This is a genomic window from Azospirillum sp. 11R-A (assembly GCF_049472615.1).
Classification (GTDB): Bacteria; Pseudomonadota; Alphaproteobacteria; order Azospirillales; family Azospirillaceae; genus Azospirillum; species Azospirillum palustre.
In genome coordinates, this window is the sequence record NZ_JBCEBL010000039.1 from 1 (window position 1) to 22,751 (window position 22,751).

Below are 22,751 nucleotides of genomic sequence, written 5' to 3' on the forward strand. Positions count from 1 at the left end.
CCCGCAGATAGGCGCCCAGCTTGGTCCGCTCGATGGCGAACCAGGTGCCCAGGCACACCAGCAGCGACGCCGCCACCACCCAGCCCCGGTAGGTCGGCAGATACATGAAGCCCAGATTGGTGCCGCCCTTCAGCAGGTCGGGGATGGGATAGGGCTGGCCCGACACGCCATACTGGTGGCGGAAGGCGCCCTCGAAGATCAGCGCCAGCCCGAAGGTCAGCAGCAGCCCATAGAGATGGTCGACCTTGTAGAGCCGGCGCAGCATGGTGCGCTCCAGCACCAGCCCGACCGCCCCGACCGCCAGCGGCGCCAGCACCAGCGCGCCCCAATAGCCGACGCCGAGATAGGTCAGCAGCAGCCACGCCACGAAGGCGCCGACCATGTACAGGGCGCCATGCGCCATGTTGACGACATTGAGCATCCCGAAGATCACCGCCAGCCCCAGGCTGAGCAGCGCATAGAAGGAGCCGTTGATCAGGCCGAGCAGAAGCTGGCCGAACAGGGCTTGCGGCGGAATGCCGAACAGGTGCGACATCGGACGGTCCTCTCCCGCTCACACGCCGAGATAGGTGTGCAGCTTGTCCATGTTGGCGTGGAGTTGGTCGTTGGGGATCATGTCCACCACATGGCCTTCCTCCATCACGTAATGGCGGTCGGCGATGGTGGCGGCGAAGCGGAAGTTCTGCTCCACCAGCACGATGGTGAAGCCGCGCTGTTTCAGSGCSCGCACCGCGACGCCGATCTGCTCGATGATGACCGGAGCCAGCCCCTCGGTCGGCTCGTCCAGCAGGATCAGKGYGGCGCCGGTGCGCAGGATGCGGGCGATGGCCAGCATCTGCTGCTCGCCGCCCGACAGCCGCGTGCCCTGRGTSSWSCCRCGGCCCTTCAGGTTGGGGAACAGGTCRTGGATCTGCGGGACGGTCATSCCGCCCTCCTTSACCACCGGCGGCAGCGTCAGGTTCTCRTCCACGCTGAGSGAGGAGAAGATGCCGCGCTCCTCCGGCACATAGCCGATGCCGAGSCGCGGGATYTTRTGCTGCGCCATGCCGATCARCTSSKKSCCCTGGAAGCGGATCGAGCCGGTGCGCTTGCCCATGATGCCCATGATGGCGCGCATGGTCGAGGTCTTGCCGGCGCCGTTGCGGCCCAGCAGCGTCACCACCTCGCCCTGCCGCACCTCCAGGCTGACGCCGTGCAGCACATGGCTCTCGCCGTAGAAGCCGTGCAGGTCGGCGATCTCCAGCATCGCTGTTTTCGTCATCGCGCCGTCAGGCATGTCCGGTCCCCCCCGTGCCCATATATGCTTCCATCACCTGCGGGTTCTTCGAGACGACCTCGTAGGGTCCCTCCGCCAGGATCTCGCCGCGGCGGAGCACGGTGATGGTGTCCGACAGGTGGGCGACGACCGACAGGTTGTGCTCCACCATCAGCACGGTGCGGTCGGCGGCGACGCGCTTGATCAGSGCTGCGGTGCCCTCGATGTCCTCATGGCCCATGCCGGCCAGCGGCTCGTCGAGCAGCATCACCTCCGGGTCGAGCGCCAGCGTGGTGGCGATCTCCAGCGCGCGCTTGCGGCCATAGGGCAGCTCGGCCGCCAGATGGCCGGCCCAGGGGGTSAGGTTGACCGCCTCGATCAGTTCCARMGCCCGGYCGTGCAGGTCGTGGAGCGACGMTTCGGACTTCCAGAAATGGAAGCTGGTGCCAAGCGGCCGCTGGAGCGCGACGCGGACATTCTCCAGCACGCTCAGATGCGGGAAGACGGCCGAGATCTGGAAGGAGCGGACCAGMCCCATCAGCGCGATGTCGGCCGGCTTGGTGCGGGTGATGTCGCGGCCCTTGTAGAGGATCTGGCCGCGCGTCGGCGTCAGGAACTTGGTCAGCAGGTTGAACACCGTGCTCTTGCCGGCGCCGTTCGGGCCGATCAGCGCGTGGATGGTGCCGCGGCGAACCTGAAGGTTCACCTCCTTCACCGCCACGAAGCCCTTGAACTCCTTTGTCAGATTGCGCGCTTCCAGGATGATGTCGTCGTTCGGTGCGGCGTTCATCGGTCGCGAATTCTCCTCCCGTTCGTCCTTATGTTCCGAGCATATGCCCGGCGGCCGCCATGCGGCGGGACGTTTCACCGATTGTTGTACGCACGAAGCGTGCCACATGCGGGTCCGCTTCGGCCGGGCCGCCGGCCCCATTGTTTCTCCGCGGGTTTCTCTCAGGCGTTCGCTGCCCCTCCCGTCCTGCCCTCCCCCTGCTTAGCGCCGGAAAGTGTCGGATCCCTGGACACTCTGTCTGCAAAACATGACAGCATCCAAAGTGTCGGCATGCAAGATCGTCCGTGTGGCAGACGCCTTATTGCGGGCTTGCCAAACGGGCGCGGCACTGCGATGGTGGCCGTCCAACGGTGCCCTGCCCGTCCTGACGGGCGGCGGGGATAATAGGGAATGCGGTGCGGAGCTTTTCGGGATCCCCGGAAGCGCCAATGCCGCGGCTGCCCCCGCAACTGTAAGCGGCGAGCATCCCGTCCATCATGCCACTGGCCCTCCGCGGCCGGGAAGGCGGACGGCGATGCGACGACCCGCGAGCCAGGAAACCTGCCGGCGGACTTGACCGACCTTTTCCAACCCCGCCGGGTGTGGCGGGAGAACAAGGATGCCTTCGATGACCGCCCGTTCGATCAACACCACTGCCGCCGGCTCCGCGGCCCGCAGCGCCGCCCAGACCGCGGTCGCCGCCTTTGCCGCGATCCTGCTGGGCAGCTTCCTGCTGTACGGCGTCGGCTTCGCCCAGCCGCAGCAGATCCACGACGCGGCGCACGACGCCCGCCACTCCTTCGCGTTCCCCTGCCACTAAGCAGCGGGTTATGGATCTGATCCGGCGGCTGTTCACAGCCGCTCTGGTCGCGGGCGTGCTCTCCGGCACGGCCGCTTCCGTCGTTCAGCAGGCGACCACCGTCCCGCTGATCCTCGAAGCCGAGAAATACGAGGTGGTGACCCCGCCTCCCGCAACTGCCGCCGCTCCTACGACTGCCGCCCCGGCCGGAGCTCCGGCCGCCAGCCACGCGGAAGGCCACCAGCATGGCCCCGTGCGCGAGGTCGGTGAAGGCGTGCCGGTCACGCTGGACGAGGCGATGCAGCGCATCGGCCTGACCATCGCCGCCAACCTGATCGCCGGCGTCGCCTATGCGCTGCTGCTGGCGGCCGCGATCCTGCTGGCCGGACGGCCGGTCGATGCCCGCCGCGGGCTGGTCTGGGGCATGGGCGGCTTCGTCGCCGTCTCGCTGGCCCCCTCCTTCGGTCTGGCCCCGGAGCTGCCGGGCATGGCCGGGGCGGAGCTGGAGCTGCGTCAGCTTTGGTGGCTGTCCGCCGCGGCCGGTGCCGGCGTCGGCATCGCCGCCCTCGCCTTCGCCCGCAACCGTCTGGTCATCGCCGTCGCCATTCTGGCCGCAGCGCTGCCCCATCTGATCGGCGCCCCCCATCCGGAAAGCGCCGAGGGTGCCGTTCCCCCGGAACTGGCCGCCCGCTTCGTCACCGCCTCGCTCGGGTCCGCCGCCCTGTTCTGGGCGATCCTGGGCTCCGTCTGCGGCTGGTTGATGAGCGGCGTGGTCGAACCGGCCGAATCGCGCCCGGCCCTGCGGGTTCAGCCCGGCGCGCGTTAAGGAGGCTCAGTCCCATGTCCGCTCTTGCGAAAACGGCCGCCGGCAAGGTTCCGGCGACCGTCATCACCGGTTTCCTCGGCGCCGGCAAGACCACGCTGATCCGCGGCCTGCTTGAAAAGGCCGACGGCCGCCGGCTGGCGCTGATCATCAACGAGTTCGGCGATGTCGGCATCGACGGCGACATCCTGCGCGCCTGCGGCAGCCCGACCTGCACCGAAGACGACGTGATCGAACTGGCGAACGGCTGCCTGTGCTGCACCGTCGCCGACGACTTCGTCCCGGCCATCGAAAAGCTGCTGGCCCGCCCGGATCCGCCCGAGCACATCGTGATCGAGACCAGCGGCCTCGCCTTGCCCAAGCCGCTGGTCCAGGCTTTCAATTGGCCGGCGATCAAGACCCGGGTCACGGTCGACGGCGTCATCGCCGTGGTGGACGCCTCGGCCGCCGCGGAGGGCCGCTTCGCCCCCGATCCCGCAGCGCTGGAGGCCCAGCGCGACGCCGCCGGCACCGTCGATCACGAGACGCCGATCGAGGAGGTGTTCGAGGACCAGCTGCTCTGCGCCGACCTGATCGTCGTCAACAAGACCGATCTGCTGGCCGACGGCGACCTCGCCCGTGTCGAGGAGCTGATCCGCGGCGCCCTTGCGCACACGGTCGGCCGCGACGCCAAGCTGGTCCGCGCCTCCCAGGGTGCGGTCGACCCGCTGGTCCTGCTCGGTGTCGGTGCGGCGGTGGAGGACGATCTCGCCAACCGTCCCAGCCACCATGACGACGAAGAGGGCCACGACCACGACGACTTCACCAGCTTCGTGGTGGAACTGCCGGCGCAGCCCGATCCGGCCGCCCTGGCGATGACGCTGGAAAAGGTCGCCGGCCTGCATGGCGTTCTGCGCCTGAAGGGCTTCATCGACGTGCCCGGCAAGCCGATGCGCCTGCTGGTCCAGGGTGTGGGCACCCGCATCCAGACCCACTACGACCGGCTGTGGAAGCCGGGCGAAGAGCGCCGCAGCCGTCTGGTGGTGATCGGCGAGACCGGGCTGGACCGCGATGCGGTGACGCGGGCGGTTGTCGGGTAAGAGTTTCGGGTAAGAGCTAGAGTAGTGCGGCGTCCGCCCCCTCCTTGACCTCCGCCGTTTTCGAGGGGGGGGGAGGGGGCAAACGCCCCTGGACATCAAATCATGCACCTGCTTGCCGCCCGCCAGGACGAACTGGACGCCGGCCCCCAGGCGGAAGATCTGGGGCAGACGCCGGCCGACCTCGTCATGCTGTCCTTTTCCGACAGCGACCTGACCGCGCTCGCCGCCGCATGGCGGGCAGGACGTGAGCACTTGCCCGGCCTGCGCCTCGCCAACCTCAACCGGCTCGGCCATCCGCTGTCGGTCGATCTCTACGCCGACACCGTCGTCGCCAAGGCCAAGCTGGTCGTCCTGCGCCTGCTTGGCGGCAGCGGTTACTGGCGCTATGGCCTCGACCGCCTGTCCGCCCTCTGCCGCGAGCGCGGCATCCCGCTCGCCGTCCTGTCGGGAGAGGCACAGCCCGACCCGAACCTGACCGCCTACGGCACCGTTCCGCCGGGCACCGCCGACCGGCTGTGGCGCTATTTCACCGAGGGCGGCCCGGCCAACATCGGCCATCTGCTGGCCTGCGCCGCGACGCTCGCCGGCACGCCGCTGTCCTATGAAGACCCGGCTCCCGTCCCGCGCTTCGGCGCTTACGACGGCTGGACCGGCCCTGCCGCTGCCCCCATAGCCGCCGACTCCCCGGTCGCGGCGGTGGTGTTCTACCGCTCCCACCTGCTGGCCGGCGACCTCGCCCCGGTTCATGCCCTGTGCAACGCACTGGCCGCGCGCGGCCTCGCCCCCCGGCCGCTGTTCGTCGCCAGCCTGAAGGAGCCGGACTGCGCCTCCTGGATGCGCGCCAGCGTGATTGCGCAGAACGCCGTCGTCGTCGTCAACACCACCGCCTTCTCTGCGGCGCGCGAGGACGGTTCGCCGCTGGAGGCCAATGGCAGCCCGGTTCTGCAAGCCATCCTCGCCACCACGCCGGAAGCCGGCTGGCAGGCGTCCTCGCGCGGGCTGGCGCCGTCCGACCTCGCGATGAATGTCGTGCTGCCGGAGATGGACGGCCGCATCATCGCCCGCGCCATCGCCTTCAAGACGGCGGGGAAGCCCGACCCCGACCTGCAATTCGCCGCCCCGGCCCTGCGCCCGATCCCCGACCGCGTCGCCTTCACCGCCGACCTCGCGGCGAGCTGGGTCCGCCTGTCCCGCACCCCGCGGGCGGAGCGGCGGGTCGCGCTGGTGCTGTCCGACTATCCCGGCCCCGGCGGCGGAATCGGCCATGCCGTCGGCCTCGACAGCCCGGCCAGCACCGTGGCGATGCTCCAGCGCCTGTCCGCCGAGGGCTACAGCCTGTCCGCCATTCCGGACGGCAGCGCCGGCCTTATGGAGTCCCTCACTGGCGCCCCCACCGCGACTCTGCCGCTCGCCGACTATCTGCGCTTGGCCCCGCCGAGCTTGCGCGCCCGCATCGCCGAGACCTGGGGCGAGCCCGCCGCCGACCCGGCCTGCCGCGACGGCGCCTTCGCTTTCCGCACCCTGCCCTGCGGCAATGCCATCGTGGCGGTGCAGCCCAGCCGCGGCCACGGTCCCCTGACCACCGCCCAGCACCACGACCCCGACACCCCGCCCAGCCATGGCTATCTCGCCTTCCATTTGTGGCTTCGCCATGCCATCGGCATCCACGCCCTGGTACAGATCGGCGCCCATGGCACGCTGGAATGGCTGCCCGGCAAGGCGGTCGCGTTGTCGGCGGAATGCTGGCCGGAGATCGTCGGCGGCGCCCTGCCGACGATCTATCCCTTCATCGTCAACAACCCCGGCGAGGGGGTGCAGGCTCGCCGCCGGCTGGGGGCCGTGCTGATCGGCCATCTGACCCCGCCGCCGGTGGAGGCCGGTCTCCACGGCGATCTCGCTTCGCTGGAAACCGCCATCGACGAATATTCGCAGGCGACCGGGCTCGACCCGCGCCGGCTGGGCATGCTGCGCGAGACCATCCTCGACCTCGCCTGGAAGTCCGGCGTCGCCGCCGACTGCAATTTGCGGCCCGATGACGATCCCGACGCCATCCTGTCGCGGCTGGACGCCCATCTCTGCGACGTCAAGGAGATGCAGATCCGCGACGGCCTGCATGTCTTCGGCCACAGCCCGGCCGGTGAGCGCCGCGACCGGCTGACCGCCGCCGTTGCCCGCACCGCCGATCCCGCGACGGTCGCCAAAGCCGTCGATGCCTGCGGCGAGGCGGAGATGCAGGCGCTGCTCGACGGGCTGGACGGCCGCTTCGTCCGCCCCGGTCCCGGCGGGTCGCCGGCGCGCGGCCGGGCCGACACGCTGCCGACCGGCCGCAACCTCTATGCGCTCGACCCGCGCGGCGTGCCGACGCCGACCGCCTGGACTCTCGGCTGGCAGGCGACCGACGCGTTGATCACCCGCTATCTCCAGGACCATGGCGACTGGCCGCGCCGGCTGGTGGTCGATTGCTGGGGCACCCCCGCCATGCGCACCGGCGGCGACGAGCTGGCCCAGGCGCTGGCCCTGCTCGGCGTCCGCCCGATCTGGGAGCACGGCTCCGGCCGCGTCACCGGCTACGAGATCATGCCGGCCGGCGTGCTGGGCCGTCCGCGGGTCGATGTGACGCTGCGCATCTCCGGCCTGTTCCGCGACGTCTTCCCGCAGCAGATCGCCCTGTTCGATCAGGCGGTGCGCGCCGTCGCCGGGCTGGACGAGCCCGACGACACCAACCCGCTGGCCGCTACCGCACGGGCCGAGGAGCAGCGCCTCGCCGCAGCCGGCACCGAGGCGGCGGACGCCCGCCGCTGGGCCACCGCCCGCATCTTCGGCGCCGCCCCCGGCATCTACGGCACGGCGCTGTCCGGCATGATCGCGCGCGGCGACTGGACCGCACGGGCCGATTTCGGCGCCGCCTATCTGGAGGGCGGCTGCCACGCCTATGGCGCCGGGCTGGAGGGGGTTCCGCTGCCGGCCCTGTTCCGCCGCCGGGTCGGCGGTGCCGACGCCCTGGTCCACCATCAGGACCAGCGCGAGCACGACGTGCTGTCCACCGACGGCTTCATGCAGTTCGAGGGCGGCTTCGCCGCGGCCGCCGCGCTGGAGGACTCCGAACCGGCGCTCTACCATCTCGACAGCGCCGATCCGGACAGGCTCGCCGTCCGTACCCTGGCGGAGGAGATCGCCCGCACCCTGCGCGGCCGGGCGGCCAACCCGCGCTGGATCCAGGGCATGATGCGCCATGGTTATCGCGGGGCGGCGGAACTGGCGGCAAGCGTCGACACGCTGTTCGCCTTCGCCGCCACCACCGACGCCGTACGTCCCGCCCATTTCGACCAGTTGTTCGACGCGTACGTCGAGGATGCGGAGGTCTGGGACTTCCTGTCGCAGGACAACCCTGCCGCTGCCCGGCACATTCTGGCGCGCATGAGCGAGGCGCTCGACCGCGGCCTGTGGCATCCCCGCCGCAACTCCACCGCGGAGGATCTGCGCCAGCTCCGGGAGAGCGCCGCATGACCACGCCCGTCGCCACCCGGCCGCGCCGCCGCGGCGCCTGCCCCGGCGTGCTGGCGCCGATGCAGGTCGGCGACGGCTTTTTGCTGCGCGTCCGCGTTCCAGCCGGTGTGCTGCCTGCCGATCACGCACGCCGTATCGCGGAGATGGGAAGTCGTTACGGCAACGGCCTGATCGACCTCAGCCAGCGCGGCAACCTGCAACTGCGCGGCATCGCTGCCGACGGGCTGGAGCCGATGACCGAAGCCCTACGCGGCATGGGGTACGTCTCCGGCGATGCTGCGAGCGAAGCGGTCCGCAATGTGCTGTGTTCCCCCACCGCGGGGCTGGACCGCACCGCGCCGATGGACGTACAGGGGGTGGCGCGTACGCTGGATGCGCGGCTGGCGGTGGATGCGGCTCTGCACCGCCTGCCGCCGAAGTTCGGCTGGCTGGTCTGCGGCGGCGGCATCGGTCATCTGGCGGACAGCAGTACGGACGTACGCTTCGACGCGGTGGATGGCGAACGCTTCCGGGTGTGCTTGGGCGGGACGCTGGCGACGGCAGCAGCCCTGGGGCTTTGCCGGGCGAAGGACGTTGCGGATGTGGCGTCGGCGCTGGGGCGGGCCTTTCTGGAGTTGCGCACCGAGTTGCCGGAACCGCCACGCCGCATGGCAGGGTTGGTGGGAGCAATCGGTACTGAGCCATTCGTAACGCGCTTCTCCCCGCTGATTTCTCCTCTCCCCCCCGGGGAGAGGATCAAGGTGAGGGGGACGCACCTCATGGATGTCTTCGGCTCCGCCGAACCCCCTCATCCCACCCTTCTCCCCGGGGGGGAGAAGGAATCCCGCGTTGGGGGGGCGCCAGCCTTCCTCACCACCGCCTTCCCCTTCGGCCGCCTCACCGCCACCACCCTCGCCGGCCTCGCCTCCGCCTGCGCCGAGATCCGCATCACCCCCTGGCGCGCCCTCATCCTCGTCGCCCCCTCCGCCGACGCCGAACGCATCGCCGAAGCGCACGGCGCCATCCTGTCCCACACCGACCGCCGGTTGAAGCTGACGGCGTGCAGCGGAGCGGGCGGCTGCGACGTCGGCACCACCGACACCCATGCGACGGCGCTCGCCATCGCCGAGCGCGCAGGCCCCTTGCTGGACCCGGTGCGAATGGTGCATGTGTCGGGCTGCGCCAAGGGCTGCGCCCATCCCGCCATCGCCGATGTCACCCTGACCGCCCGCGACGGGGTGTATGACGTCGCCCTGAACGCAAAACCCGGTGACGCTTCCCCGTACACCGGCCTGTCCCCCGCCGACGCCGTGGCCCGCGTCGCGGATCTGTTGACCGAGGAGTCCACCGGTGCCTGAGCCGCTCTACGACTATATCCGCGACGGAGCGGCCATCTACCGCCAGTCCTTCGCCACCATCCGGGCGGAGGCCGACCTGACCGCCATCCCGGACGACCTGAAGCCGGTGGCGGTGCGCGTCATTCACGCCTGCGGCATGGTCGATGCGGCCCAGGATCTGCTGTTCTCCTCAGATGTCGGCAGCGCCGCCCGCACGGCCCTGCGCGCCGGCGCGCCCATCCTTTGCGACAGCGAAATGGTCGCCCATGGCGTGACCCGCGCCCGCCTGCCGGCCGGCAACGCCGTGGTCTGCACGCTCCGCGACGCCGCCGTGCCCGATCTGGCGAAGTCCATCGGCAACACCCGTTCCGCCGCGGCGCTCGACCTGTGGGGCGACCGGCTCGGCGGCTCGGTGGTCGCCATCGGCAACGCGCCGACCGCCCTGTTCTACCTGCTGGAAATGCTGGCGGCCGGCGCGCCGAAGCCGGCAGCGATCCTCGGCTTCCCCGTCGGCTTCGTCGGGGCGATGGAGAGCAAGGAGGCGCTGGCGGAAAATCCCTTCGGCGTGCCTTATCTGGCGATCCGCGGCCGGCGCGGCGGCAGCGCCATGGCCGCCGCCGCCGTCAACGCGCTGGCGAGCGACGTCGAATGAGCGGCGATATTTCCATTCCCAATCCGTCCACTCCGGGCACCCTGTTCGGTGTCGGCGTCGGCCCCGGCGATCCGGAGCTGATGACGCTGAAAGCGGTGCGCACCATCGGCGCCTGCCCGGTCGTCGCCTATTTCTGCAAGCGCGGCACGCGGGGGCAGGCCCGCCGCATCGCCGATCAGGCGATCAGGCCCGACCAGATCGAGCTGCCGATGGTCTATCCGGTGACGGTGGAACTGCCGCCGACCCACCCGGACTATGGCCGCCAGATCGAGGCCTTCTTCGACGAGTCCGCAGACCGCATCGCGGAGCATCTCGCCGCTGGCCGTTCGGTCGCGGCGCTGAACGAAGGGGATCCGTTCTTCTACGGCTCCTTCATGCACCTGTTCCTGCGGCTGTCCGGCCATTTCAAGGCGGAGGTCATTCCCGGCGTCACCAGCATGGTGTGCAGCGCCTCGCTGCTGCCGCGCCCGCTGATGCTGCGCGACGACGTGCTGTCGGTGATCCCCGGCACGCTGGACGAGGCGGCGCTGGTCCGCGCGTTGACCGCCGCCGATGCCTGCGTGGTGATGAAGCTGGGCCAGAACCTGCCGAAGGTCCGCCGCGCCATCGCCGCCGCCGGGCTGGCCGAACGGGCATGGTATGTCGAGCGCGCCAGCATGGACGAGCAGCGCTTCATGCCCTTCCTGGAGGCGCCGGACGTCGCCCCCTACTTCTCGCAGATCGTCATTCCGGGCGAGGGCAAGCGCGGATGAGCGGCCCCGAGAGCAATGGCTGGTTGAAAATGGTGGGGTTGGGTCCCGGCCCCGAGGATTGGCTGACGCCGCAGGCCCGGCGCGATCTGGCCGAGGCAACCGATCTCGTCGGCTATTTCCCCTATGTCGAGCGCGTGCCGCCGGGCGATCAGGTGCGCCACGCCTCCGACAACCGGGTGGAGCTGGACCGCGCCCGCTTCGCGCTCGATCTCGCGGCGCAGGGCCGGCGGGTGGCCGTGGTGTCGGGCGGCGATCCCGGCATCTTCGCCATGGCCGCCGCCATCTTCGAGGCGCTGGACGATCCGGACGCGCCCGAAGCGTGGCGAGCGGTGCATCTCTCGGTCGATCCTGGGGTTTCCGCCATGCAGGCCGCCGCCGCGCGGGCCGGCGCGCCGCTGGGTCATGATTTCTGCGCCATCTCGCTGTCCGACAATCTGAAGCCGTGGGAGGTCGTGCTGCGGCGCCTGCGTCTGGCGGCGGAGGCGGATTTCGTCATCGCGCTCTACAACCCGATCTCCAAGGCCCGGCCCTGGCAGCTGGGCGCCGCCTTCGACGCCCTGCGCGACATCCGCGCGCCCGAGACGCCCATCGTGCTGGGCCGCGCCGTCGGCCGCCCCGACGAGGAACTGACGGTGACGACGCTGGGCGAGGTGCGGGCGGAGCAGGCCGACATGCGCACGCTGGTCATCATCGGCGCCTCGCACACGCGGTTCGTGGCGCGGGCGGACGGCGGGCGCTGGGTCTACACCCCCCGGCATTACCGGGGGTGAGGATGGGTGTGACGACCAACCCGCAGCGAATGATCAACCCACCACGAGTAACCCTCTCCCCCCCGGGGAGAGGGCTGGGTGAGGGGGACGCGCGGCGTAGATTCTCGGAAAGTCACGCCTTACATGCCTTCCAGCCACCCCACCGCGTCCTCCACGTCGTGCAGCTCCGCCACGCCGTTGCCGGACGGCCGCTCGACCATCACCACCGGCACGCCCAACGCACGTGCAGCCTCCAGCTTCGCGTCGGTGGCGCGTCCGCCGCTGTTCTTGCTGACGACCACCTCCACCCCCTCCCCCCGCATCAGCGCCAGTTCGCCCTCGACGGTGAACGGCCCGCGGTCGAGGATCAGGCTCATGCGCGGCAGGGCCGGCATCGGCTCCGGCGGGTCGACGGCGCGGATCAGGTAGCGCTTGTCCGGCACCGCCTCGAAGGCCGCGACCTCCTGCCGGCCGACGGTCAGGAACACGGTGTCGCCCAGGCCGCGCAAGGCCAGCGCCGCAGCCGCCATGTCCGGCACGCCGATCCAGCGGTCGCCCGCCCCCGCCGCCCAGGCCGGCCGGGTCAGGAGACGCAGCGGCACACCGCCCCGCGCACAGGCCGCGGCGGCATTGGCGGAGATCTGGTCGGCGAAGGGATGCGTGGCATCGATCACCGCCCCGATGCCCTCGGCACGCAGGTATTCGGCCAGCCCCTCCACCCCGCCGAAGCCGCCGATGCGTGTCGGCAGCGGCGGCAGCACCGGGTTCTTCGTGCGGCCGGCCAGCGAAACGCGGGCGTCGATGCGCGGGTGGCCGGCCAGCCGCTTGGCCAGCGCCGTCGCCTCCGTCGTGCCGCCCAGGATCAGTACCTTGACCGTCAGCGCCTTGACCAACTCCCCCTCCCCACCCGTCAGGATCGGCGCCATGGATAGCATGGGAACGGCCCGCTGGCTCAGCATCGTCGGCATCGGCGAAGATGGCTGGGACGGTTTGTCGCCCGCGGCCCGCGCGGCGGTGGAAAGCGCGGCCATCCTCCATGGCGGCAGCCGCCATCTCGATCTCGTGCCGGTCGTTGCGGGGCAGGAACGGCTGCCCTGGCCGTCGCCGATGACCGACGCCTTCCCCAGCCTGCTCAGCATGCGCGGCCAGCGGGTCTGCGTGCTGGCGAGCGGCGACCCGTCCTGGTACGGGGTGGGCGCTACCCTGTCGCGACTCGTTCCGGCTGGGGAAACGATGGTGATTCCGGCGGCTTCCGCCTTCAGCCTCGCCGCATCCCGGCAGGGCTGGCCGTTGCAGGACTGCCGCTGCCTGACCGTTCACGGCCGCCCGCTGGAGCAGATCGTTCCGCATCTGCAACCCAATGCCAAACTGCTGCTTCTTTCCTGGGACGGAACGACCCCGGCCAAGCTGGCCGCCCTGCTGCGCGCCCGCGGCTTCGGCGCCTCGCGCCTGACGGTGCTGGAGGCGATGGGCGGCCCGCGTGAGGCCCGGCTGGAAGCCACCGCCGACGCCTGGACGGCCGAACGCACAGCCGACCTCAACACCATAGCGCTCGACTGCGTTGCCGCGCCCGGCGCCCGCATCCTGCCGCTGGCGCCCGGCCTGCCCGACGACTGGTTCGAGCATGACGGCCAGATCACCAAGCGCGAGGTGCGCGCCGTCACCCTGTCCTTCCTGGCGCCGCGCCGCGGGGAACTGCTGTGGGATGTCGGCGCCGGGTCGGGCTCCATCGGCATCGAATGGATGCTGCGCGATCCGGCCAACCGTGCCATCGCCGTCGAGCATCACCCGGAGCGCATCGCCCGCATCCTGACCAACGTCGCCGCCTTCGGCGTGCCCGGCCTGACGCTGGCGCGCGGCAAGGCGCCGGCCGCACTGGAGGGTCTGGAGCGGCCGGACGCCATCTTCATCGGCGGCGGGCTGACCGCGGATGGCCTGCTGGCCGCCTGCTGGGACGCCCTGCCCCCCGGCGGCCGGATCGCCGCAAATGCGGTGACGCTGGAAAGCGAGGCCGTGCTGTTCGACGCGCACAAGCGGCTGGGCGGCGAGCTGACCCAGATTTCGGTGGCCCGCGCCTCGGCGGTCGGCGGCTTCCGCGGCTGGCGCGCGTCGATGCCGGTCACGCTGTGGCGGGCCGAAAAGCCTTATGCGGAAATGCCGTATCGGGAGGGCACATGGACCGCCTGACCCCTGATGCCCTGCTGTTCGGCCCGGTCTTTGTCGGGCTGGGCTGCCGCCGCGGCTGCGGTTGGGAGGAGATCGCCAATCTGGTCGCCGCCGCTTTCGACGAGGCGGCCCTGCCCGATGCCGCGCGCCAGCTGGCGGCGCTGGCCGCCCCGGCGATGAAGGCCGACGAGGCGGGGTTGGCCGAAGCCGCCCGCGCACTCGGCCTGCCGCTGCGCTTCATCGAGGAGGAGGCGATGCTGGCGGCGCAGGACCGCGTCCACACCCGCTCTGCCACCGTGCTGGCCGCGGTCGGGCTGGCCTCCGTCGCGGAAGCGGCCGCACTGGCCGCCGCCGGGCCGGGATCGCGCCTGCTGCTGCCGCGCCGCTCCACCCCCCGCGCCACCGTGGCGCTCGCCTTGCCTGCCGTCGCTCTGCTGGAGACCCGTTCATGACCGTCCATTTCATCGGTGCCGGACCGGGCGCTCCCGACCTGCTGACCCTGCGCGGCCGTGACCTGATCGCACGCTGCCCGGTCTGTCTCTATGCCGGCTCGCTGGTGCCGAAGGAGATCATCGCCCATGCGCCGGCCGGCGCGCGGATCGTCGACACCGCGCCGCTGACGCTGGAGGAGATCGTCGCCGAGTTCCAGTCCGCCCATGCCGCCGGCCAGGATGTCGCCCGGCTGCATTCCGGCGACCTGTCGGTCTACAGCGCCTTGGGCGAGCAGACCCGCGCGCTGCGGGAGCTGGGCATCCCCTACACCATCACCCCCGGCGTGCCGGCCTTCGCCGCCGCGTCGGCCGCGCTGGGGCGGGAACTGACCCTGCCGGAGGTCAGCCAGACGCTGATCCTGACCCGCACCGAGGGGCGCGCCTCGGCGATGCCGGCCAACGAGACGCTGGAGGTGCTGGGCGCCTCGCGCGCGACGCTGGCGGTCCACCTGTCGATCCACGTCATCGACCGGGTGGTGGAGCGGCTGACCCCGCTCTACGGCGCCGACTGCCCGGCGGCGGTGGTCTACCGCGCCACCTGGCCGGACGAGCGGGTGTTGCGCGGCACGCTGGCCGACATCGCGGCACAGGTCGCGGCCTCACCGATGGAACGGACCGCGCTGATCCTGGTCGGCCCGGCGCTGGGCCATGAGGAATTCCGGTGCAGCGCGCTCTATGACGGCAGCCATGTGCGGCGCTACCGGGGGCTGGGGGAGTGAGCCTCGCCGACGATGAGCCCCTGGCGGTCGGTGACCAGCACCTCGACCGCGACCGGCGCATCCTCCAGCACCTCCTGCGCGGCGCGGCGCGCCAGTTCCGCCACATGGTCGGCCAGGGCCAAGCCGGCGGCGTCCGCCATGCCCAGCACCTGCGCCGCGGTGTTGGCGCCGCGCGCCTGGGCGACCAGCTCCGGCCCGGCGCCGAGATCGGCCAGCCGCTCCGCGAGCCACTCGAAGTCCACACTGTTGCGCTTGCTGTGCAAGTCCATCAGCCCACGCGCCAGCTTGCCGAACTTGGCGAAGCCGCCACACAGCGTCAGGCGCGAGATCGGGTGCCGACGCAGGTATTTCAGCGTGCCGCCGACGAAATCACCCATGTCAAGCAGAGCCTGTTCCGACAGGCCATAGCGCGCCATCACCGCCTTTTCCGACAGATCGCCGGTGCAGGCGGCGACATGGCCCAGCCCGGCCGCCCGCGCCACGTCGACTCCGCGCTGGATCGAGGCGATCCAGGCAGCGCAGGAATAGGGCACGACGATCCCCGTCGTTCCCAGGATCGACAGCCCGCCGAGGATGCCGAGCCGCCCGTTCATGGTGCGCTTGGCGAGCAGTTCGCCGTTTTCCACCCCGACCTCGACCACCAGATCGGCCGGCTGGCCGGCGGCGGCGGCGGCCTCCCCCACCGCCTGCGCGATCATGCGGCGCGGCACCGGGTTGATCGCCGGCTCGCCGACCGGCAGAGGCAGGCCGGGCAGGGTCACGGTGCCGACGCCGGGACCGGCACGGAAAGTCACGCCGCTGCCGGGCGCACCGCGCCACACCCGCGCCCGCACCAGCGCGCCATGGGTCACGTCGGGATCGTCGCCGGCATCCTTGATTATGCCGGCCATGGCCCAGGGTCCGCCCAGGAGTTCGCCCGGCGAGCCGTCCGCCCTCTCGCCCCGTTCGGTCACCGCCAGGGCGAAGGCCGGGGTCTGGCCGCCGGGCAGGGTCACCGTCACTGGGTCGGGGAACTCCCCGCCGAACAGGGCATCCGCCGCCGCACGCGCCGCGGCGGTGGCGCAGGTTCCCGTCGTCCAGCCGCGGCGCAAGGGTGTAGCATCCTCCGCACCGCCTTCCGTCTTCTCCGAGCCAGAGTCCGCGTTCATGTCGTTTGAGTCGTCCATTCCCGAAAGCGTCCTGGTTCCCTTCGCCCCCGGCAGCGTCTGGCTGGCCGGGTCCGGCCCCGGCGACCCCGGCCTGCTCACCCTGCTGGCGCTGCAAGGTCTAAGGCAAGCCGACGTCATCGTCCATGACGCGCTCGTCAACGAACGGATCATGGCGCTCGCCAGCCCGTCGGCAAGGCTGGAGTTCGCCGGAAAGCGCGGCGGCCGCCCCTCCGCCCATCAGGACGACATCACCAGCCGCCTGATCGAGCTGGCGAAGGAGGGGCACCGCGTCCTGCGGCTGAAGGGCGGCGACCCCTTCGTCTTCGGCCGCGGCGGCGAGGAGGCGCAGGCACTGGCGGCGGAGGGCATCCCCTTCCGCATCGTGCCCGGCATCACGTCGGGCATCGCCGGCCCGGCCTATGCCGGCATCCCGGCGACCCACCGCGACACCAACCAGGCGGTGATCCTGGCGACCGGCCATTCGCTGGGCGGCGGGCCGGACTGGCGGGCGCTGGCCGCCACCAAGGCGCCGCTGATCCTCTATATGGGGTGGAAGGCGCTGCCGACCATCGCGGCGGAGCTGATGGCCGGCGGCCTGTCCGCCGACACCCCCGTCGGCGTGGTGACGGAGGCGACGACCGCCAACCAGAAGAGCCTCGTCACCAGCCTCGGCACCTGCGTCGCCGATCTGGCGGCGAGCGGGCTGGAGCCGCCGGCCATCATCGTGATCGGCGAGGTGGTGCGGCTGCGCCCGGCGCTGGAGTGGCTGCCGGCCCAGACGGCGCTTCAGCATGCCCGAGGGACAAATGACTAAGGGGATCATCATCGCGGCGCCGGCCTCCGGCACCGGCAAGACGACGCTGACGCTCGGCCTGCTGGCGGCGCTGCGCGCCCGCGGCGTGGCGGTGGGGGCGGTGAAGTCGGGGCCGGACTACATCGACCCGGCCTTCCACCGCGCCGCCACCGGCCGGCCCAGCGTCAATCTCGACACCTGGGCAATGGGGCCGGATCTGCTGGACGGGCTGGCCGCCCGCGCCGCCGAGGGCGCCGATCTGCTGGTCTGCGAAGCGCTGATGGGCCTGTTCGACGGCGTTGCCGGCGTCGGGGCCACCGGCACCGGGTCGACGGCGGAAATCGCGGCCCGCACCGGCTGGCCGGTCCTGCTGGTGGTGAACGCCAAGGGCCAGTCGCAATCGGCCGCCGCCTTGGTGAAGGGCTTCGCCACCTACCGCGACGACGTGACCATCGGCGGCGTCGTGCTGAACAATGTCGGCAGCCTGCGCCACACGTCCCTGGCCGGCACCGCCATCGAGGCGCTGGGCATCCCGCTGCTGGGCGCCCTGCCGCGCGCGCCGGATCTCAGCCTGCCCGAACGCCATCTCGGCCTCGTCCAGGCCGACGAGACGGAGGGGCTGTCCGACCGGCTGGCCGCCCTCGGCCGCTTCATCGCCGGGCATGTCGACCTCGACCGCGTCGTCGCCTTGGCCAAGCCGTCGCAGGCCGGGCGCGGCAGCGATGCCCCCGCCCTGCCACCGCCGGGCCAACGCATCGCCATCGCGCAGGATGCCGCCTTCACCTTCGTCTATCCCCACCTGACCGCCGGCTGGCAGGCGGCGGGCGCGGAGTTGCGCTTCTTCTCCCCCCTGGCCGACGAGGCGCCGCCGCTGGACTCGGACGCCGTCTATCTGCCCGGCGGCTATCCGGAGCTGCATGCCGGCCGCCTCGCCGCCAACCACGTCTTCCGCGACGGCCTGCGCGCGGCGGCGGAACGGGTGCCGGTCTATGGCGAATGCGGCGGCTACATGGTGATGGGCGAGACGCTGGAGGATGCCGACGGCGTCACCCACAAGATGACCGGGCTGCTGGGGGTGCGCACCTCCTTCGCCAAGCGGCGGCTGCATCTGGGCTATCGCCGGGCATCGCTGCTGGCCGACGGGCCGCTGGGAGCCGCAGGAACTCCGCTGATGGGACACGAGTTCCATTACGCCTCCACCCTGTCCCGCGGCGACGACGCCCCGCTGCTGCAGGCGACCGCGGCGGACGGCAGCGACCTGGGCGCGCTCGGCAGCCGGCGCGGGCTGGCACTGGGCTCCTTCGTCCATCTGATCGCACGGGGCTGACGATGGAGGAGGATTTCACCGCGGCGGAGCGTGACGCGCTCTACAAGGCGATCTTTTCCCGCCGCGACGTGCGCGGGCAGTTCCGCCCCGACCCGGTTCCGGACGAGGTGCTGACCCGCATCCTGCTGGCCGCCCACCATGCGCCGTCGGTCGGCTTCATGCAGCCCTGGAACTTCATCGTCATCACCGATCCGCAGGTGAAGTCCCGCATCCACGCCGATTTCGCCCGCGCCAACGAAGAGGCGGAAGCGATGTTCGACGGCGAGCGGCGCAGCCTCTACAGCCGCCTGAAGCTGGAGGGCATCCGCGAGGCCCCGGTCAACCTGTGCATCACCTGCGACCGCGAACGCTCCGGCCCGGTGGTGCTGGGCCGCACCCACATGCCGGCGATGGACCTCTACAGCTGCGTCTGCGCCGTGCAGAATCTGTGGCTGGCCGCCAGGGCGGAAGGGCTCGGGGTCGGCTGGGTCAGCATCCTGCACGAAGACGCGCTGAAGCAGGCACTCGGCATCCCGGAGCGGATCGTGCCGATCGCCTATCTCTGCCTCGGCCACGTCACCCATTTCGAAGCGACGCCGGAGTTGGAAACCAAGGGCTGGCGCAAGCGCCTGCCGCTGGAGGATCTGGTGTTCAGGGACCGCTGGCAGGGAGGGAGATGACGCGCGCCAGAAACGCGTCCTCCGGCCCCGCCGTCATCGTCGGCCGCGCCGCCAGCAGCAGTTGCAGCAGTGCGGTGTGCAGATCGGTGCAGGCCGACAGATCGACGCGCGGCGCCGCCGTCGCCTCCAGCCATTCGGCGAGCGGCAGGGCATCCTCGACGGTGCAGGCGGCCTCGAAGCGGGCGAGGTCGGCGTCATAACGGATCGGCATCACAACAGCTCCCGCAGATCGAGCACCAGGATCAGCCGGCCGTCGCCCAGCACCGCCGTGCCGGCATAGCCGCGCAGCCCCCGCAGAACACCGGTCATCGGACGCAGCACCACGTCGGCGCGCTCGCCGACATCGTCCACCGCCACGGCGACCGGCCCGTCGCTCAGTTCGGCAAGCACGACACAGTCGGCCCCGCCCCCATGCCCGTGCCCGTGCCCGCCCCCGTCATCGGGGGGCTGGCCCAGCAGGCGGCGCAGGCGGACCAGCGGCACCACCCGGTCGCGCAGCACGATGCTTTCCGCCCGCTTCACCCCGCGGATCTCGGACCGCGGGATCCGCTGGACGCCACCGACCACCGCCACCGGGATGCCATAGAAGGATCCCGCCGCCTCCACCACCACGACCCGGGTGATGCTGAGCGTCAGCGGCAGTGCCAGCCGCACCCGCGTGCCGCTGCCGGGGGTCGAGGCGATCTCCACCCGGCCGCCGGCCCGTTCCACCGCCGCGCGCACCGCATCCATGCCGACCCCGCGGCCCGACAGGTCGGACACGCTGCCGGCGGTGCTGAAGCCCGGAGCGAAGACCAGCCGCACGGCGTCGGCGTCGTCGAGCGCCGCGGCGGCATCCGGGGCGAGCAGCCCCTTGGCGACGGCGGCCTTGCGCATCGCCGCCGGGTCGATGCCGGCGCCGTCGTCCGACACCTCCACCACCACCCCGCCCTTGTCCTGGAAGCCACGGACCCGCAAGGTGCCGCCCGGCGGCTTGCCCGCGGCGGCCCGGCGCTCCGGCGCCTCGATGCCATGGTCGATTGCGTTGCGCACCAGATGCAGCAACGGCTCGCCCAGCACGTCGAGGATGTCCTTGTCGGCCTCCGTCTCCGCCCCGTCCAGCACCAGCTCGACCGTCTTGTCCAGCCGGCGGGCGGTGTCGCGCACCAGCCGGGGCAGCGGATCGAACACGCGGGCAAGCGGCAGCAGCCGCAGACGCAGCGCCGCATGGCGCAGGTCGTCGACCAGACTGTCCAGCCGGGCGGAGAACGCCTTCATGTCGCGCGTCAGCTCGCCGTCCCCGACGCGGCGGACCAGCGGCCCCAACTGCCCCTTCACCACCGACAGCTCGCCGACCAGCGCCATCAGCGCATCCATCCGCTCAGGCTCGACCCGCAGGGCACGGCGCGGGGAGGCAGACCGAGCCTCGGCCGCGGCGGGCTTTTCCGGAGGACCGTTTTCCTGAGGCTCGTCGGCCAGGAAGCGGCGCAACGTCCCGGCATCGGCGCAGGCGGCCGCCACGAAGCCCCGGTCGGCCGGCCGGCCCAGCGCCGCCAGGATCGCGGCGACCGCACGCGCCACCGCGGCGCTGCGCGACCCGCGTTCGGCGGAACTGCCGGGCAGGTCGAGAATGCGCGCCTGCTCCTCCAGCATCGCCGCTGCCAGCGAGCCCGGCGGCGCCATGGCAATCGGCTTGGCGGGGGGCTGTGCCGTGGCAGGCGCCGCAACAGGGGCCAGCGTGACGCTGCCGATCCGCACCTGATCGGGAACGCTGCGGAAGGCCGGCGTCACCGCCTCCACCCCAGCGCCGCTCAACGCGCGGAAGCGCAGCAGGCAGCGGTAGGGGTCCATCTGCGCCAGCGGCGGCAGCGGGTCCGCCGGCTCGATCCGGAGCCACCGCAGATCGGGAACCCGCCGGAACAGGGCCAGCGGATCGTCGCCGGTGAAGAAGCACTCCGGATCGGGCCTGTAGTCGATGGCGGTCAGCATGCCGCCGGCCATCCCCACCGCATCCCGGTCCTCACCGGCCAGCGTCGCCACCCAGGGGAAGGCGTCCGCCTCCCCGGCGGCCTCTCCGCCACCGGCCACCCCCTCCGCGGACAGCCCGCTGACCAGGGTGTCCGCCGCCTGTGCCGCGTCGGCGGGCAGCGCGCCGGTGTCCTCCAGCACTGCCACCCAGCGGGCGCATTGGTCGAGCGCGCGGAACAGCCGGTCGGCCAGTTCCGGCGTCATGCTGCGCCGGCCGTCGCGCAACAGCGACAGCGTGTCCTCCCCGGCATGGACCAGCCGGGTGAAGGCCGCCATGTCGAACAGGCCGCTCGCCCCCTTCAGCGTGTGGAAGGCGCGGAACAGCTCGTCCACCGACGCGCGGTCGGCGGGATCGCGCTCCAGCGCCAGAAGCGCGCCGCCGGCCGTCTCCAGCAGCTCCTGTGCCTCGACGACGAACTGGTCGAACAGCTCGCTCATGGCGCGCCCTCCGTGGTGAGAGGTTGCCCGGTCAGCAGCCGCGCCGCCTCCGCCAGCACCTCCGGCCGCGGCGGCTTGACGATGTACCAGTTGGCGCCGGCCAGCAGGGCCTGCTCGCGGTCGCTGTCCTTCGATTCGGTGCTGATCATGATGGCCGGCACGTCGCGCAGCGCCGGATCGCGGCGCAGGACGCGCAGCATGGTGTAGCCGTCCATCTTGCGCATGTTGACGTCGACGATCACCAGATCGGGCGGGACGGCCATGGCGCGCTCCAGCCCCTCGATGCCGTTCACCGCCTCGTCCACCACGAAGCCGGCGCCCTCCAGCACGCGGCGGCTGAAGGCGCGGACGGTCACGGCGTCGTCCACCACCAGAACGCGCGGCACCAGAACGCGCGGCCCGCCGGTATCCTGCCCGCTCATGCGCCACCTCCGTCGACCGGCTTCTGGTAGAGGATGGCGTCGGGGAAGCGGCGCGGCACGAACAGCGAGGACATGCGGCTCATGCTTTCCGAATGGCCGAGACAGACGAAGCCGCCCGGCGCCAGGGCATCGTGGAACATGCTCGCCGTCTCCCGTCGGCCAAGATCGTCGAAATAGATCAGCAGGTTTCGGCAAAAGATCACGTCGATCCCGCGAAAATCCCGCACCTGCTGCGGGTCGGTGAGGTTGACCAACGAGAAATCGACCGAGTCCCGCAAATCCTCGACGATCTGCCAGCGTGGTCCCCAATCCGCGGCCGCCCCGCGCAGGGGCTGGAAATATTTGGCGCGCAGATGCGCCGGCAGCCCTTGCAGGGCGCGCTCGTCATAGATGCCCGCGCGCGCGCGTTCCAGCACCGCGCTGTCGATGTCCGAGGCCAGCAGCTCGATCTCGTAATCGTCCACCCGGCTCCAGCTCTCCAGCAGCATGATGGCGATGGAATAGGGCTCCTCCCCGGTGGCGCAGCCGGCCGACCAGATGCGCAGCCGCGAGCCCTTCGGCCGCCCCCGCACCAGCTCGTCGAGGACGGAATTCACCAGACAGTCGAACTGGTACTTCTCGCGGAAGAAATAGGTCTCGTTCACCGTCATCAGGTTGACGAGCCGCTGAAGCTCCTCCCCCGACGCCTGGAAGCGCAGCAGGTTCATGTAGGCGCGCAGATCCGTCGCCCCGACCGCCTGCATGCGGGTGGCGACGCGGCGGTCGACGTAATAGCGCTTGGCCTCGGTGAAGGACAGGCCGGTGCGCTCCCGCAGGAATCCGCACAGGGTGGCATAATCCTCCGGCGACAGGCCTTGCGGGTCGGTGTCGGTCACTCCGT

At 71.4% G+C, this 22,751-nt stretch carries 23 protein-coding genes and 1 riboswitch; of the genes, 14 read left to right on the top strand and 9 right to left on the bottom strand.

Features of this window, described 5'->3' with window-relative positions:
* The 3 genes from VH569_RS32130 to VH569_RS32140 all read right to left on the bottom strand — a co-directional run.
* The coding region (locus VH569_RS32130; protein WP_423320971.1) for a branched-chain amino acid ABC transporter permease at positions 1 to 535 on the bottom strand (535 nt) is incomplete at its 3' end.
* Positions 536 to 553: 18 nt separating this feature from the next.
* The gene (locus VH569_RS32135; protein WP_423320973.1) at positions 554 to 1,276 is read right to left on the bottom strand and encodes an ABC transporter ATP-binding protein; all 723 of its coding nucleotides are present in this window, start codon (positions 1,274 to 1,276) and stop codon (positions 554 to 556) included.
* Positions 1,269 to 2,045, bottom strand: a complete 777-nt coding sequence (locus tag VH569_RS32140) for an ABC transporter ATP-binding protein (protein ID WP_423320975.1) — start codon at positions 2,043 to 2,045, stop codon at positions 1,269 to 1,271. The genes VH569_RS32135 and VH569_RS32140 overlap by 8 nt, the downstream gene beginning before the upstream one ends.
* A gap of 331 nt (positions 2,046 to 2,376) precedes the next feature.
* Positions 2,377 to 2,607: riboswitch (cobalamin riboswitch) on the top strand.
* 45 nt (positions 2,608 to 2,652) lie between these two features.
* Between VH569_RS32140 and VH569_RS32145 the strand changes: the two genes are divergently transcribed.
* From VH569_RS32145 to cobJ, 8 genes are all read left to right on the top strand, one after another.
* A complete protein-coding gene (locus VH569_RS32145; protein WP_423320977.1) occupies positions 2,653 to 2,844 on the top strand; it encodes a CbtB domain-containing protein in 192 nt (63 codons plus the stop codon).
* Between the two features lie 10 nt (positions 2,845 to 2,854).
* On the top strand, positions 2,855 to 3,649 hold the full coding sequence (locus VH569_RS32150; RefSeq protein ID WP_423320978.1) for a CbtA family protein: 795 nt from the start codon (positions 2,855 to 2,857) through the stop codon (positions 3,647 to 3,649).
* Positions 3,650 to 3,663: 14 nt separating this feature from the next.
* Complete coding sequence (gene cobW / locus VH569_RS32155) at positions 3,664 to 4,725, top strand: cobalamin biosynthesis protein CobW (RefSeq protein WP_423320980.1); 1,062 nt, start codon at positions 3,664 to 3,666, stop codon at positions 4,723 to 4,725.
* Between the two features lie 102 nt (positions 4,726 to 4,827).
* On the top strand, positions 4,828 to 8,232 hold the full coding sequence (cobN, locus tag VH569_RS32160) for a cobaltochelatase subunit CobN (RefSeq protein WP_423320982.1): 3,405 nt from the start codon (positions 4,828 to 4,830) through the stop codon (positions 8,230 to 8,232).
* A complete protein-coding gene (cobG, locus tag VH569_RS32165; protein WP_423320984.1) occupies positions 8,229 to 9,569 on the top strand; it encodes a precorrin-3B synthase in 1,341 nt (446 codons plus the stop codon). The genes cobN and cobG overlap by 4 nt, the downstream gene beginning before the upstream one ends.
* On the top strand, positions 9,562 to 10,200 hold the full coding sequence (locus VH569_RS32170) for a precorrin-8X methylmutase (RefSeq protein ID WP_423320986.1): 639 nt from the start codon (positions 9,562 to 9,564) through the stop codon (positions 10,198 to 10,200). Before cobG ends, VH569_RS32170 begins: the two co-directional genes overlap by 8 nt.
* A complete protein-coding gene (locus VH569_RS32175; RefSeq protein ID WP_423320988.1) occupies positions 10,197 to 10,952 on the top strand; it encodes a precorrin-2 C(20)-methyltransferase in 756 nt (251 codons plus the stop codon). The genes VH569_RS32170 and VH569_RS32175 overlap by 4 nt, the downstream gene beginning before the upstream one ends.
* Positions 10,949 to 11,722 (top strand): precorrin-3B C(17)-methyltransferase, encoded by a 774-nt coding sequence (gene cobJ, locus VH569_RS32180; protein WP_423320990.1) that lies wholly within the window; start codon positions 10,949 to 10,951, stop codon positions 11,720 to 11,722. The genes VH569_RS32175 and cobJ overlap by 4 nt, the downstream gene beginning before the upstream one ends.
* A gap of 119 nt (positions 11,723 to 11,841) precedes the next feature.
* Here cobJ and VH569_RS32185 read toward each other — a convergent pair whose 3' ends face one another.
* Positions 11,842 to 12,627 carry a cobalt-precorrin-6A reductase gene (locus VH569_RS32185; protein WP_423321065.1) on the bottom strand — a complete coding sequence of 262 codons (786 nt, stop codon included), beginning with the start codon at positions 12,625 to 12,627 and terminating at the stop codon, positions 11,842 to 11,844.
* Between the two features lie 7 nt (positions 12,628 to 12,634).
* On the opposite strand from VH569_RS32185, the gene cbiE reads away from it, so the two are divergent.
* From cbiE to cobM, 3 genes are read left to right on the top strand one after another with little or no spacing between them, the layout of a single operon-like run.
* A complete protein-coding gene (cbiE, locus tag VH569_RS32190) occupies positions 12,635 to 13,888 on the top strand; it encodes a precorrin-6y C5,15-methyltransferase (decarboxylating) subunit CbiE (protein WP_423321067.1) in 1,254 nt (417 codons plus the stop codon).
* On the top strand, positions 13,876 to 14,319 hold the full coding sequence (locus VH569_RS32195) for a cobalamin biosynthesis protein (protein ID WP_377811910.1): 444 nt from the start codon (positions 13,876 to 13,878) through the stop codon (positions 14,317 to 14,319). Before cbiE ends, VH569_RS32195 begins: the two co-directional genes overlap by 13 nt.
* Positions 14,316 to 15,077 carry a precorrin-4 C(11)-methyltransferase gene (cobM, locus tag VH569_RS32200; RefSeq protein ID WP_423320992.1) on the top strand — a complete coding sequence of 254 codons (762 nt, stop codon included), beginning with the start codon at positions 14,316 to 14,318 and terminating at the stop codon, positions 15,075 to 15,077. Before VH569_RS32195 ends, cobM begins: the two co-directional genes overlap by 4 nt.
* Here the strand turns inward: cobM and VH569_RS32205 are convergent.
* The gene (locus VH569_RS32205) at positions 15,056 to 16,225 is read right to left on the bottom strand and encodes a cobalt-precorrin-5B (C(1))-methyltransferase (protein ID WP_423320993.1); all 1,170 of its coding nucleotides are present in this window, start codon (positions 16,223 to 16,225) and stop codon (positions 15,056 to 15,058) included. The genes cobM and VH569_RS32205 overlap by 22 nt on opposite strands.
* On the opposite strand from VH569_RS32205, the gene cobA reads away from it, so the two are divergent.
* The 3 genes from cobA to bluB are packed head-to-tail and all read left to right on the top strand — an operon-like array spanning position 16,224 to position 19,004.
* The gene (gene cobA / locus VH569_RS32210) at positions 16,224 to 17,039 is read left to right on the top strand and encodes a uroporphyrinogen-III C-methyltransferase (RefSeq protein WP_423320994.1); all 816 of its coding nucleotides are present in this window, start codon (positions 16,224 to 16,226) and stop codon (positions 17,037 to 17,039) included. The two genes, VH569_RS32205 and cobA, sit on opposite strands and share 2 nt — an antisense overlap.
* Complete coding sequence (locus tag VH569_RS32215; RefSeq protein ID WP_423320996.1) at positions 17,032 to 18,345, top strand: cobyrinate a,c-diamide synthase; 1,314 nt, start codon at positions 17,032 to 17,034, stop codon at positions 18,343 to 18,345. Before cobA ends, VH569_RS32215 begins: the two co-directional genes overlap by 8 nt.
* Before the next feature lie 2 nt (positions 18,346 to 18,347).
* Entirely contained in the window at positions 18,348 to 19,004 is a 657-nt protein-coding gene (gene bluB, locus VH569_RS32220) for a 5,6-dimethylbenzimidazole synthase (protein ID WP_423320998.1), read from the top strand.
* Here the strand turns inward: bluB and VH569_RS32225 are convergent.
* From VH569_RS32225 to VH569_RS32240, 4 genes are read right to left on the bottom strand one after another with little or no spacing between them, the layout of a single operon-like run.
* Positions 18,976 to 19,215 carry a hypothetical protein gene (locus VH569_RS32225; RefSeq protein WP_423321000.1) on the bottom strand — a complete coding sequence of 80 codons (240 nt, stop codon included), beginning with the start codon at positions 19,213 to 19,215 and terminating at the stop codon, positions 18,976 to 18,978. The genes bluB and VH569_RS32225 overlap by 29 nt on opposite strands.
* Positions 19,215 to 21,449 carry a chemotaxis protein CheA gene (locus VH569_RS32230; RefSeq protein ID WP_423321002.1) on the bottom strand — a complete coding sequence of 745 codons (2,235 nt, stop codon included), beginning with the start codon at positions 21,447 to 21,449 and terminating at the stop codon, positions 19,215 to 19,217. Before VH569_RS32230 ends, VH569_RS32225 begins: the two co-directional genes overlap by 1 nt.
* Positions 21,446 to 21,871, bottom strand: a complete 426-nt coding sequence (locus VH569_RS32235) for a response regulator (protein WP_423321003.1) — start codon at positions 21,869 to 21,871, stop codon at positions 21,446 to 21,448. The genes VH569_RS32230 and VH569_RS32235 overlap by 4 nt, the downstream gene beginning before the upstream one ends.
* A complete protein-coding gene (locus VH569_RS32240) occupies positions 21,868 to 22,746 on the bottom strand; it encodes a CheR family methyltransferase (RefSeq protein WP_423321004.1) in 879 nt (292 codons plus the stop codon). Before VH569_RS32240 ends, VH569_RS32235 begins: the two co-directional genes overlap by 4 nt.
* Positions 22,747 to 22,751 lie beyond the last annotated feature (5 nt).